Raw genomic sequence first — 12,744 nt, forward strand, 5'->3', positions numbered from 1 at the left:
CACTTATCCCTTCGGGACTATAGCGTCATCAAGCTCAAAGAATCTCGCGTAAGGTCCGCCTGCGAAGTGACGCCGCAACTCTTCGAAATTCTCGACCGTTTCCTCCAACGGCCGCTTTTCCAGGCGCTGAAGAGTAGCGCGGCCAGAAAGTTGAAGCGCCTGAACACCCAAAAATCGCAAAGCGGTTTCCAAGCATGCAGCGGGTTCAAGAAGAAGCGTCTCGTACTCGATCTCAAGCAAGCTGGACGAAGCGTAGGAATGCGCGATTCGCGTGTGGAAATCATCAGCGACCTTGAAGTAGTCCTCGCAGGAGGCGATCGACAATTTTACCCGTGGCGGCGGAGCCGTATCGTCATCCGAGCTGAATTTGAGCCATTGGCGGCTTTGCCTTGCCTGCACCAACGAGCGCAGCGACTCCAATGTATTTCTGCGCGACAAGAAGATGACCTTGAGCCCCGGCCAACGCGCCAGTTCGTCAAAAAAGTCTGGACGTTCCTGAAACTGAGGTTCGTTGATCTTGCATCCAATATGCGTGACCTTCTTGTCGCTCCGTGCCGGGAAGCGCAAATATGCGAGCTCGAGGAGCTCGCGATCGCTGCGCATTAGGCGGTCCTTATCCGGCCAATTGGCATCATACCTGTTGAGTAACTCACCATTGCTCAACACGTTCGGGTGCTCGTTCAGCAACTCTTCGAGGTAGTGCGTTCCAGTCCTTGGCATCCCAAGGATCACAAATGGCGCAGGCGCAGGTTGGGAGTGGGTCATTGCATGTGTTCCCGACTGAAAAATAGTTCGCGAAGGATTGGCGGTGCCACCAGTGCAAGAATCTGCGGCCGCTTAAGATCGGCGCGCGTTCGCCGATCGCAACCCCGTGACTCGTCAGGCAGCTTCTAAAGACGCTCACGAGACCTATATCGGCGGCGTGAGTTTGCACCAGAAGCCCAACACCCGAGTTACGGCGGCGCCGTTCCATAGCGCTGATAGATCGACTGGATTCCATCCAGGATTTCGCGTGACAGGGTGACTTGCAGGCTGGCGATGTTGTGCTGCAGTTGCTGCACCGAGGTAGCGCCTACCAGAGTGCTTGCAACAAATGGCCGGCCCCTGACGAACGACAACGCCCCGTGCACCGGATCGATGCCATGTTCACGGAAGAGCGTCGTATATGCGAGTGCCGCATGCTGCGCCCTCTCGTTGCTGTAGCGGAAGAACCGGCCGAACAAGTTCAGCCGCGAGCCAGTTGGCCGCTGGCCATCCAGGTATTTCCCAGTCAGCGTGCCCATGGCGAGCGGCGAGTATGCAAGCAGTCCCACCTGTTCGCGCAGTGCCATCTCGGCGAGACCAAATTCGAAGTCCAGGTTGAGCAGATTGTACGGATTCTGAGTGCTTATCACGCGGACTAGCCCTTGTGCCTCCGCGTGATGGAGGAAGCGTGCCAAGCCCCAAGGTGTTTCGTTGCAGAGCCCGATGTGACGAATGCGGCCGCTCTTGACCAGAGCGTCCAACGCCTCCAGCGTCTCAAGGATAGGAACCGTATCGTCGTCGAGCTCGTACTGGTAGTCGAGCAGTTGGAAGACGTTGGTGCTACGGTCAGGCCAGTGCAGTTGAAAGAGGTCGATATAGTCCGTCTCGAGCCTTTGGAGGCTTGCGTCTACGGCCTCGAACAGATTGGCGCGGGTATAGCTGACCTGGCCGTCGCGCACATATGGTAGGTTCGCCTTTCCTGCTCGAGCAGGCCCGACCGCTTTTGTTGCGAGCACGATGTCTTGCCTGCGGCCGGTCTTGCGTATCCAACTGCCGATATAACGCTCCGTAAGTCCATGTGTCTCGACACGGGGTGGCACAGGGTACATCTCTGCAGTATCGACAAAGTTTATGCCGGCATCGAGGGCTGCGTCCAGTTGCGCATGCGCCTCCGCTTCCGTGTTCTGCTCTCCCCAGCTCATCGTGCCCAGGCCGAGCACGCTAATCTGCAGGCCGCTGCGGCCAAGTTCGCGAGACTGCATCACGTTTCTCCTTCTCGTCTGGTGGCGAGTAGCGTCAAGACATCAGACGCCGACGAAACAGTGCCGCCGACAGGAAGAACGGCAAGACTGCGTAGATGCAAAGCGCGCCGATATGCAGGCCGATGCTGTCCGCCGGACGGCCAAGCATTGCTGGACGAATGAGCTCGATTGCATGTGCCAACGGCAAGAACTGCGCAGCCTCCCGAAAGGCGCCGGGCAGCTGATTGATCGGAAAGACCGCGCCACACAAAAACAGCATCGGTGTGAGGACGAGCGTCTGGTAAAAAACGAAATAGTCGTAACTGGGAGCAAGTGCCGTGACGACCATCGCCAGGCTCGCGAAGGCGAAGCCAGTGAGCACGATCACCGGCAGCGCATAAAGTATGGACGGCCACGCCGCATAGCCCAGCGAGGTGGCAACAATCATAATACCCGTACCGGCGAGAAATGCCTTGGTGGCTGCCCAAGCCAACTCACCGAGAACGATGTCGCCGAGCGTAAGTTGTGTGTAGAGAATCCCTTCCCAGGTGCGCTGAGCGTGCATGCGAGCGAAGGCCGCGTAAATCGTCTCGAATGTCGCAGACGTCATCGCGCTTGTCGCCACCATGCCGCCTGCCAAAAAAGCAACATACGACGTGCCGTCAACGCGACCTATAACAATTCCGAGGCCAAGGCCGAGGCCGAACAGGTAGATTATAGGATCAGCCAAGTTCCCGAGAATCGACGCAAGCGCTACCTTTTTCCATGCCAGATAGTTACGTCGCCATACGGCGATCCAGTTCCAAGCGTTGGCGGGCAGAGCCGCGGCACGACCTTCACCCATAGCTCACTTCTCCATCTCGCGCCCGGTCAGCCGCAAAAACACATCCTCGAGATTCGGCGGACGCTGCAGAACACGCAAACCTGTGCGCTCGCGCAGCCGCACGCGCACCTGCTCCGGATCGGACGCGTAGCAAAAGAGTGTCTCGCCGCTCACTTCGATGCGTTGGGCGTAGGGGCTAATCAGCGATTGCAGTTCATGCGGATTGCCGCCGTAAATCTCGATGACCTCGCACCCGATCAGTTCGTCGATCAGCGCATGAGGGCGGCCTTCGGCGATGTTGCGACCTCTTTCGAGCACGCACAGCCGATCGCACAACCGCTCAGCCTCTTCCATGAAGTGGGTCGTCAAGATAATCGTCATGCCGCGCGCCAGCAGGGCACGCAGGCGCTCCCAGATCAGGTGGCGAGCGTGCGGATCGAGACCGGTGGTCGGCTCGTCCATCACAAGCAGCTGCGGGTCGTTGATCAACGCACGCGCCAGCGTCAGGCGCCGCTTCATGCCGCCGGACAGTTCGGAGACACGGGCATCCACCTTGCTCTCAAGGCGAGCGAACTCGAGAAGCGACGGCATAACCGCTTTGACCTCGCGTGTTTTCATGCCGAAGTAGCGCCCGTAGACCAGCAGGTTCTCGCGTACAGTGAACTCAGGGTCGAGGTTGTCGAATTGGGGGACCACGCCGATTCGCCTGCGCGCCAAGCGAGCCCGCGCCGGTACCGGGACGCCGAGCACGGTAATCTGTCCTGCATCAGGCGATGTCATGCCGAGGACCATACGGGCAATCGTGCTTTTGCCCGCGCCGTTCGGTCCCAACAGGCCGAAGCATTCGCCCGGCGCAACGCTCAACGACAGCCCGTCAACCACGAGCTTGTCACCATATCTCTTACTTATGCCGGCAAGATCGATTGCTACCATGGACATGCGCTCATCTACCCGTAAAGGCGCTGGCGACTGGCTTTTGCTGATATGCCTGCGTTTTCGTCAGCAGCGTGCCGTCGCACCATACGTGTTCAACGCGCCCCCACTCGCAGGCGGCCGCTGCATCGGGGAAGAAGCCACGTCCATGGTAATTGGCACTTGTGTTGCAAAGCAGCGGAATGCCCGTGAGTTTTTCATATTCGACGAGTAGTTCGGCGACTTTGTGCTGAGAGCTCCTAGCGATCGTTTGCAGCCGCGCAGATCCGTCCAGGTGCACAACAGCGGGAACTTTGTCCTGCCATTCCATCCGTGTCTGATGATCGAACAACATGTATGGATCGGACGTTCCGGGGCTGAATATATCCGGCGCACGGTCCTCCAGGCATATCGGCGCTACCGGCCGGAAGTGTTCGCGAAATTTTACTTCGTTGAGAAAATCCTTCATTTCCGCCGAAGTCGCGGCTGCGAGAATGCTTCTGCCTCCCAAAGCCCGAGGTCCAAGCTCGGCGCATCCGGAAAGGAAAACCACCGGCTTGTTGCTGGCGAGGATGGTGGCGAGTTCCGGCATGCTGCAAGGCGTGGCATCCCATCCGGCCGGCACATGCCCACTTTGCAAGACCGGGCCGCTGTAAACCGACCATTCCAGCGGCACGAAGCCTTGCTGCGCCACCATTGCGCAGCAGGCCGCACCGATTGCAGAGCCGCTGTCATTCGGGAAAGGCGGGACCCAGACGTCATCAAACAGGCCCGTCTCGCGTAGTGCACTGTTCCATTTGATGTTCAGACCGCAGCCGCCGGCTACACACAAATTGCGCGGCCCTGGAAACGAGTGGCGCTGCAAGGCCATCGTCATTTCGTGGACGAGGAGGCGCTCGAGGAAGAGATGAAACGATGCAAGCACATCTTCGGGTGACTTGGCCTCCAATCGGACTACGCTGGCATCGAAGAAATCATGCACTGCCGCGAGCGAGGTCTCGGCGTTATTGATGTTCGCGCGATAACGGCTGGCAAGCTCCGTATCGGCCGCAAAGCGCTCCTCGTAAAGCTCCTGAAACACCGCGACAATGTCTTCATGAACCGACCCTAGCGCGATATAGGCCATCAGCTTGCCGGCGATCCCTAAATCCCAGCCTCCCCGGCTCGCCTTCTTATAGGGTCCGAAATAATGGCCCGCGGCAGCGTAGGCCTGGCCTATCACCGGGAAGAGGCATTCGAGGAACCGTGCGCCCTGGCCATCCACATGATAAAGGCGCGGGAAGATGCAGCCGTCCCACACCAGGCAGAACGCCGGTTGTCCGGCTTTCGCGAACGGGCTGGTGCAGTATGCGGAGGCCACGTGGCCCGTTACATGGGGATAGCTCTTATAAGGAAAAGCCCAGTCATCGAGAATCAGACCGGAGCCGTCGAGGCATTCGAGAAGGCCGTCGGCGTAGCGTTCGACATAAGGCGCCCCTTTGAGAGTTAAGGGAGCCACCCCACTGAGCACCTGGAACTGCGACTCGTCCTCACCGTCCCAGCCGTCGATAACGAATTGATCAACATCGCGCGGTTTCAGACCGTGTTGCGCCAAAGCGGCAACAATTGCATCGAGATTATCGATGGTTTGATATCGCGGATTGTTGTCCCGCTTCTCCTGCTCGATGCAGAAGACGAGCCGTCCATCCTCGACAAGCGCGATCGCCCCGTCATGGGTCAGCTTGATACCACAGATGCGCATGGTGTCTCCAATGTCTAACGTCGACAATTCAATTCATAAGGAACCGGAAACCGGCTTCCGGAAACGGGCGAGCAAGCAGTCTTCGTTGACCGACTCACCCCGGCACTCAAGCCGCTCTACCTCGATCAACGTCTCGTTCAGCATGGCGATGACCGTCTCGGCACCAGCTGCGTGACCCCAGCGCCGGCAATTGGCATCGCGCGCCGATCCGAAGACCAGATGCCCACCTGGCGCAAGTATCCGCACCAGATTGCGGACGGCCGCCCGCATATCGGCTATCTCTCCAACGTAGTAGAGCACTTCCGCCACAACGATCAGATCGAACCGCTCATCAGGCGCAAACTGTTGAACATCGGAGACTGTCCAGTTGATGTGCGGCGGCTCCTTCATTCGTCGACGCGCTCGAGCAATCGCTTGCGGCACGACATCGATCACGGTGAGCCGTTGGCAGTGGGGCGCCAATTTCTCGGTGAATGCGCCAGCAGCGCATCCGACTTCGAGTGCATGTGTGATAGAACCTTCGGCAAGCGACAATCGGAGCATTTGCGCGTAACGCTTCTGCTCGAACGGGTTGCCGTCGAGCCGCCACGGATCGTCTGCGGCCAGCTCCCGATTCAGCAATTGATAATTTTGTGTCAACTCGTCCACCTTGGTAAAGTAACGATCACTCGTCGCTGCAAATGCAGTCAGACGTCACTAAACCTCGAAGAATCGCGCGCGAGGTTTAGCCTTCGAAGCGGCGTCGCATGTGCCGAGAATTCTGCATTGCTTAATTCAGTGACCGGACTTTGGATGGGGGCCTGTTTCCCCGTCTTGTTCGACGAGTTGCCGGCGGAGCCGCGCGACAGCCAGTCGCTATTGCTCAATGTACACAACGCATAGGCTTTCAACGGCAGCAACAGAAAGATGTTGATGAATGTGTGCAGAGAAAAGCCCAGAAATCGAAGTTGGCGGGCCCGAAACGCCACAATGCTGCAGCGAATGCCGGTCATGGCCACAATCATCAGGATCGTCCACCAAGGCGCGGTGCCAGTCAGTGCAAGCTGTGCGAGGCCCGTTAGTACCGATAGCGCAAGAAGCAGCGGCCCGAGATTTTGTCCGACCACGTCCAGCGTCAGAAAGCGATCAAGGCCGGGCAGTAGGCGAAGCCCCAGCAACGTATCCCGGAACGTGCTCCGTGCCCAACGCAGTTGTTGGCGCAGATACGGCCTTAGCCTGTTAGGAACGACTGTAGCCGCGATGGCGTCCGGCACGTACTCAGTTCGAAAGCCTGCCTTCAGCATGAGAATAGTGAGGTGGCGATCCTCGCCGAAGTCGCTCGGCTTGCCGCGAAAATATTGCGACTCGTACTGGTCCAGCAGCATAACGAGCGCAGAGCGGCGATACATGGCACATGGGCCGCAGCAGCACATAACGGCACCGAAGCGACCCTGTGCAGCACGCTCCTCGTTGCAAGCCAGCCAGTACTCCATGTCGATCAACCTGGTCAACCAACTGTCGTCTCGGTTGCTGGCCGTCAACTGCCCCATGGCCGCCCCGACCGCTGGATTTTGCATCTTCGGTACAAGCTTCGAGATGACGTCCGACGCGAGTATCGTGTCTGAGTCGACGTTTAACACCATATCTCCATCTGAGCGGCGTATCGCGGCGATCTGCGCCTTGCGCTTGCCAACATTCTGCGGAAGCAGAATGATCTTGAACCTGGGGTCGCGCGCGTAGGTCTCATGCACAGGTCGCAAGACGTCGCGATTTCCAGAACCGTCATCAACCACGTAAACCCGCAGTTGCCCCGCGTATACCTGGTCCGCAATGGAAGCCAAGCAGTCCGAAAGCGTGCGCGGGTCCTCGTTGAAGCAAGGGACGATGACATCTACGCTCGGTAGTTCGTCGAAGCCGGCCGGGCGCTCAGACGCCGATGAATCGTATGCCGGCACAGAGTAAATGGCCTGCATGCTTTTATAGGCAGTCGAGAGCAGCGCATAAAGCGAGATGGCGACAGTGCTGGTTGTGTCAAGCAAATTCATGGGGATCTCGTCTTCAGTAATCTTGAGGAAGCGAGCGGAATACAAAGCCGCGGCTTTGCAAGGCTGGAATTATGCTGGATAACGCCAGGATGGTCTGGTAGCGCAGACCGCGGTCAGTGCCGGGTTGCAACTCGCTGGGAGGGCATCCGTCGTGCAGCAGCACAATTGCACCCGGCCGGACGGAGTCGAGCACTCCATCGACAATGGCGTCGATCCCGGGACTGGACCAATCTCGCGGATCCACCGACCAGTGGACCGCATTCAGTCCAGCGTCCGCTGACGCCGTGAGCACTTCTTCGGTCCAGATCCCATACGGAGCGCGGATGTGCCGCACCGAGGCTCGCGGGGACGCCATTGTGATGGCTCTGTTCGCCTCCAGTATTTCTTGCTGTATTTCGTCGGGTCCGCATTTGGACAGGTCCGGATGAGTCATTGTGTGGTTAGCGACTTCATGCCCTTCGGCAATCATTCGTTGGATCAGGTTGGGCTGGTCGGCCGCGTACTGGCCGATGACGAAGAATGTCGCCGGCACCCGGTGTTCAGCCAGCACATCGAGGATTTCCGGTGTGCAAAATGGATGAGGCCCGTCATCGAACGTCAGATAAACGCTGTGCTGACCGGTACCGTCGGTGCACACATTGTGCACTTCGGAAAAGCAATTAACGTGCGTCATAGCTCTGGTCCGTTCCGATCGATTGTCGTACCGGCGGGCCAGTCTGACATCGACCGTCCGACTGGCAGAACGATGACAAGTGCATCTTCGGTGCGCGTGGGTGGCTTGTCGAGGCGCGCCTCTGGTAGCGTGAAGCGCACGTGAACCCCCGACAAAATGGTCACCAGACCGTATCGGGCGAACCGCTCTACATGCTTGCGCAGCGCGTGCCTAACGGTGCCGAAAGCGAATGGAACGCCAAGCTCCTGCAGTACTGGAAGCATGACATGGATCGAATGGGCGATTCCGAGTCCCTCAAGGTCCGGACGGACCCCGTACAACCCTAGTTCAGCCACTAATTGATCGACCTCGCCGACCTTGATGAAACGGCGCAACAAGCCCATATGGGCAGCAATACCACGAGAATCGTAGGCGATTGCGCGGAGCTCGGGCCTGGCTCCGGCCCAACTTCGGCTACCCTCGAATGGTTTTGCGTTGAACGCCCCAGTAGGCCCATAGGCCTTCCGAAAGAACTCGGTGAGTTCGATATGGTCGGACAGTTGCAACTCATTTTCCCAACATAGACTCCACCGCACCTCGCAGCGCATGCAAAGCCCTCCTTGTTGTTTTGCTGTTTGCTAGAGGCGCCCGATCGTACGATCGAAGCTGTGGGCGAATGGTCAATGTCAGAGGCTGCTGTCAGCGGTCCGATGACATGTAATTGGAACGTTCGAAGCCTTGGTGGCACTCCGTTCCAGAGCTGATGGGCTCCCTAACCACTCCCGGTCCCTTCCTGCGCCACTTGCAAATGTGCCGTCGATGACCTTGATTTCCGTCAAGTGATGGTCTTCTAATGCAGTAGGCCGATAAATTCGTAAAATCGATTGTTTGGATAGCACCCATCCACGTTATGGATGATGAAGGGCCTTGATCTGAATCTTCTGGTCGCGCTGGACGCTCTGACGAGCAAGCTTAACCTCACCGCGGCGGCGCGCAGCATCAACCGGCGATCAGCGCGGCAATGCGGCTATTTTCAATAGGTTGACCGATGCGTGCCTCCCCAGATCGAATACCAAAGATCCTACACCGCCGCGTATAGGATCGCGCTACCAGCCGTCGTGGATATGGAAATGTTGTTCCTCCCCAGACTCCGCCCAATCCGACGTCCAATGTTTCGAAAGACGACCATTTGCAGAAGCCCCAAGTATGCCTGCGGCGCATCCAACATGTGGATGTGTGACATCCAAACAATCGATTTTACCGATATTGCGGAAAGCTGCATGGATGAAAGCGTGAATTCTCGTGCAACAACATTTGCACCATCACGACTAATGTTAACTACTGACACTTACGCGAGGATATGCAACCGCTAACACAAGACGACACAGTATTTAGTGAGGTGGGGCATTCCTTCACACGCCGGATTTCACGCAAGATTCTTTGTGGGATTGGGTGCGTCCAACTGGCCTTGGCTGCCACTAAAGCAAAATGAAGACTGACCAATAGTTGCTATTGAACAAGACAGAGTTGTCCGCAACGAAGGCAGACAGAGCCAGTCCGCTCAGCTTTGTTGCAAAGGGAATTGAACGAATAAATTGGGGAAGGCAATGGCCGATCAACTGGCAACCGAGATCATCGAAAAGATAAAAGTTCATGCGGACACCGACAAAGAAGTCACTATTGACTCCGAGCTCGGGGCTCTTGAAATCCAGTCGCTCGAACTGACCGACATCGTATTCGATCTTGAGGATTCCTACGATATCCGCATTGAGATGGACACTTCCGAGGCTTGGAGCAATCTCAGGACCGTCGGCGACCTCATCGAGGCCACACGCGCCTTGATTGCAGCCAAGGATTAACATTCGTCATGGCCCGTTCCCGGATCGTTATAACCGGCCTCGGCGGCATCTGCGGCATGGGCGTCGGCGCGCCCTCCATCTGGGAGGCGATGCGCGCAGGCCGATCGGCGATCGGCGAGATCACGACGACACCCTTCCATGAGTCGAGAATCCGCACAGGCGCAGAGGTCAAGCAGTTGCCCGAGGTCGAGTTCGACCGCAAGCGCCTGACGACGATGGACCGCTACAGTCTGCTGGCTGTTCTTGCTGCCGGCGAGGCACTGCGGCAATCCGGGCTCATCGTGGACAACACCAACACCGATCGCATCGGCGCGGTTGTCGGTACCGCCATCTTCGGTGCGGAGACGCTGGAAGAGAACTATCGCGGGCTGTTCGTCGACAGGAAATCACGCACCAATGTCTTCGCGGTGCCTCGCGCCATGCCAGGCGCGCCGGCCAGCCAAGTCAGCATGCTCTATGGTCTGCGCGGGCCGGTATTCGGCGTTACCTCGGCCTGCTCGTCGTCAAACCACGCATTCATATCAGCGATCGACCAACTAAGGCTTGGCAGGGCTGACGTCATGCTGGCTGGCGGCACCGATGCACCGCTCGCCTGGGGTGTGTTGAAGGCTTGGGAAGCGCTGCGCGCTGTCGCCCGCGAGACTTGTCGGCCGTTCTCGGCCGACCGGAACGGCCTGGTGCTCGGCGAAGGCGCGGGCATGGCGGTCCTCGAGACCTATGAGCACGCTGTGGCGCGCGGCGCCCCGATCCTCGCCGAGCTTGCCGGCACGGGAATGTCCGCAGACGCATCCGATATTGTCGCTCCGACCGTCGAAGGCCCGATCGCCGCAATGAAGGCCTGCCTTGCCGATGCCGGTCTCCTCCCTGAGGACATTGACTATGTCAACGCGCACGGCACAGGCACCAAATACAACGACCGGCTCGAGACGCAGGCAATTCGCCGCGTCTTCGGCAATCACGCCGATGCCCTGTCGGTGTCCTCGACCAAGTCGATGCATGCCCACTGTATGGGGGCATCCGGCGCCCTCGAGCTGATTGCCTGTGTCATGGCGCTCCGCGACGGGATCATCCCACCGACTGCGAACTACCGGGAGAAGGATCCCGAGTGCGACCTCGACGTGACACCCAACACTCCGCGCGAGCGCAAGGTGCGGGCAGCGATCAGCAATGCCTTTGCCTTCGGCGGCACCAACGCCGTGGTGGCGATTACGGCAACCTGAGGCTCCGGCGAAATAGGCGAACTGAAGCCAGAGAACATTCTGCCGCAAATGTGAGCGCGCCCAAGCTATTTTCTGAGCTCACGCAGGCCCCGGCCTGACAGGAAGAAAGGCACAGCGATCGTCGCGAGCGCAATCATGACATAGGCGCCACGCAACAGACGCTCCGCGTTACCAGAGGGCCAATCGGAGATCGACCGTCCAACTGGTAGAACGATGACAAGTGCATCTTCAGTGCGCGTGGGCGGTTTGTCGAGACCCGCGTCTGGCAGCGTGGACCGCACGCGAAGCCTCGACAAAACGGTCACCGGACTATGTCGGCGGAACCTCTCAAGATGCCGCTGCAGCGCGTGGCTGACCGTGCCGAAAGCTGAGTTCGCAGAATCCTTCATGGGACCATGTCCAGAGCTGATGGCTATCTAACCACTTTCACTGTCTTCCTGCGCCACTCGCAATTTGCCGTCGATGCCCTTGATTTCCATCGATTGATATCCTTCTAATGCAGAAAGCCGATAAATCGGTAAAATCGATTGTTTGGATGGCGCGCATTCACGCCACAGATAGATGAAGACATGCGGTTCAAGGGCCTTGATCTAAATCTCCTGGTTGCGCTCGACGCTCTGATGGCCGAGCGGAACCTTACGGCAGCCGCACGCAGCATCAATCTGAGCCAGCCGGCGATGAGCGCGGCCGTCGCCCGATTGCGCACCTATTTCGACGATGAGCTCTTTACGATGAGTGGCCGCGAACTGATCCCAACACCGCGTGCGGAGCAGCTCGCCCCCGCGGTGCGCGAGACCCTGCTGCGCGTTCAGCTTTCGATCATTTCCTGGGAGCCGTTTAACCCGGCCCAATCGGATCGTCGTTTCAGGATCATCCTTTCCGATTACGTCACACTCGTGTTTTTTGAAAGGATCGTGGAGCGTGCGGCGCGGGAAGCTCCCGGAGTCAGCTTCGAATTTCTGCCTCTTGCCGACGACTATGCGGACCTTCTCCGGCGCGGCGACATCGATCTTCTGATTCTGCCGGAAATGTTCATGTCAAACGCTCATCCTCAAGCGAAACTGTTCGACGAGGTGCACGTGTGTGTCGGCTGCCACTCGAACGAGCAGCTGTCAGAGCCACTTACATTCGAGAGATACATGTCGATGGGGCACGTTGCCGTCAAGTTCGGGAATACCCGACAACCCACCATCGAAGGGTGGTATTTGCGCGAGCACGGTCTCAAGAGACGTGTCGAGGTTGTCGTACAGGGCTTCAGCATGATTCCCCCCATGCTAGTGGGGACCAAGCGTATAGGGACCATGCCCCTGCGGCTGGCGCAGCATTTCGCAAAAACAATTCCCCTGCGAATCGTCGAGCTCCCGCTGCCACTTCCCCCATTCGCCGAGGCCGTCCAATGGCCTGCCCTTCACAATAGTGATCCGGCAAGCCTCTGGATGCGCGAGATGTTAGTACAGGAGGCGTCCCATATGGGTTTACCTCATGAGTTCCCGTGACGCTATGCGGCACTCTCGAATAGTCGGAGCTT

At 58.3% G+C, this 12,744-nt stretch carries 12 protein-coding genes and 1 pseudogene; 3 read left to right on the top strand and 10 right to left on the bottom strand.

The features are described from left to right. Nucleotides 1–3: 3 nt before the first annotated feature. From QA637_RS30505 to QA637_RS30545, 9 genes are all read right to left on the bottom strand, one after another. Entirely contained in the window at nt 4–765 is a 762-nt protein-coding gene (locus QA637_RS30505) for a sulfotransferase (RefSeq protein WP_283067638.1), read from the bottom strand. 188 nt (nt 766–953) lie between these two features. Then, nucleotides 954–2,006 carry an NADP(H)-dependent aldo-keto reductase gene (locus QA637_RS30510; protein WP_283067639.1) on the bottom strand — a complete coding sequence of 351 codons (1,053 nt, stop codon included), beginning with the start codon at nt 2,004–2,006 and terminating at the stop codon, nt 954–956. A 34-nt stretch (nt 2,007–2,040) separates the two neighbouring features. Beyond that, nucleotides 2,041–2,829 (bottom strand): ABC transporter permease, encoded by a 789-nt coding sequence (locus QA637_RS30515; RefSeq protein ID WP_283067640.1) that lies wholly within the window; start codon nt 2,827–2,829, stop codon nt 2,041–2,043. A 3-nt stretch (nt 2,830–2,832) separates the two neighbouring features. Further along, the gene (gene nodI, locus QA637_RS30520) at nt 2,833–3,747 is read right to left on the bottom strand and encodes a nodulation factor ABC transporter ATP-binding protein NodI (protein WP_283067642.1); all 915 of its coding nucleotides are present in this window, start codon (nt 3,745–3,747) and stop codon (nt 2,833–2,835) included. A 4-nt stretch (nt 3,748–3,751) separates the two neighbouring features. Further along, complete coding sequence (gene nodU / locus QA637_RS30525; protein WP_283067644.1) at nt 3,752–5,461, bottom strand: nodulation protein NodU; 1,710 nt, start codon at nt 5,459–5,461, stop codon at nt 3,752–3,754. A gap of 33 nt (nt 5,462–5,494) precedes the next feature. Beyond that, nucleotides 5,495–6,109 (bottom strand): nodulation methyltransferase NodS, encoded by a 615-nt coding sequence (gene nodS, locus QA637_RS30530; RefSeq protein WP_283067646.1) that lies wholly within the window; start codon nt 6,107–6,109, stop codon nt 5,495–5,497. A 38-nt stretch (nt 6,110–6,147) separates the two neighbouring features. Continuing rightward, nucleotides 6,148–7,485 carry a chitooligosaccharide synthase NodC gene (gene nodC / locus QA637_RS30535; RefSeq protein WP_346283797.1) on the bottom strand — a complete coding sequence of 446 codons (1,338 nt, stop codon included), beginning with the start codon at nt 7,483–7,485 and terminating at the stop codon, nt 6,148–6,150. Nucleotides 7,486–7,498: 13 nt separating this feature from the next. Further along, a complete protein-coding gene (gene nodB / locus QA637_RS30540) occupies nt 7,499–8,158 on the bottom strand; it encodes a chitooligosaccharide deacetylase NodB (RefSeq protein WP_283067648.1) in 660 nt (219 codons plus the stop codon). After that, entirely contained in the window at nt 8,155–8,745 is a 591-nt protein-coding gene (locus tag QA637_RS30545) for a NodA family N-acyltransferase (RefSeq protein ID WP_283067650.1), read from the bottom strand. The genes nodB and QA637_RS30545 overlap by 4 nt, the downstream gene beginning before the upstream one ends. A 999-nt stretch (nt 8,746–9,744) precedes the next feature. Between QA637_RS30545 and QA637_RS30550 the strand changes: the two genes are divergently transcribed. Together QA637_RS30550 and QA637_RS30555 are read left to right on the top strand one after the other, a co-directional pair. Continuing rightward, entirely contained in the window at nt 9,745–9,996 is a 252-nt protein-coding gene (locus tag QA637_RS30550; RefSeq protein ID WP_283067652.1) for an acyl carrier protein, read from the top strand. 8 nt (nt 9,997–10,004) lie between these two features. Further along, on the top strand, nt 10,005–11,216 hold the full coding sequence (locus QA637_RS30555; RefSeq protein WP_283067654.1) for a beta-ketoacyl-[acyl-carrier-protein] synthase family protein: 1,212 nt from the start codon (nt 10,005–10,007) through the stop codon (nt 11,214–11,216). Between the two features lie 170 nt (nt 11,217–11,386). Here QA637_RS30555 and QA637_RS30560 read toward each other — a convergent pair. Next, nucleotides 11,387–11,584, bottom strand: a pseudogene (locus QA637_RS30560) (acyltransferase); the annotation flags it as partial. Nucleotides 11,585–11,785: 201 nt separating this feature from the next. Between QA637_RS30560 and nodD2 the strand changes: the two are divergent. Beyond that, nucleotides 11,786–12,712 (top strand): transcriptional regulator NodD2, encoded by a 927-nt coding sequence (gene nodD2, locus QA637_RS30565; protein WP_283067656.1) that lies wholly within the window; start codon nt 11,786–11,788, stop codon nt 12,710–12,712. The last annotated feature ends 32 nt before the right edge of the window (nt 12,713–12,744 follow it).

The sequence above is a fragment of the Sinorhizobium terangae genome (assembly GCF_029714365.1).
Taxonomy (GTDB): Bacteria; Pseudomonadota; Alphaproteobacteria; order Rhizobiales; family Rhizobiaceae; genus Sinorhizobium; species Sinorhizobium terangae.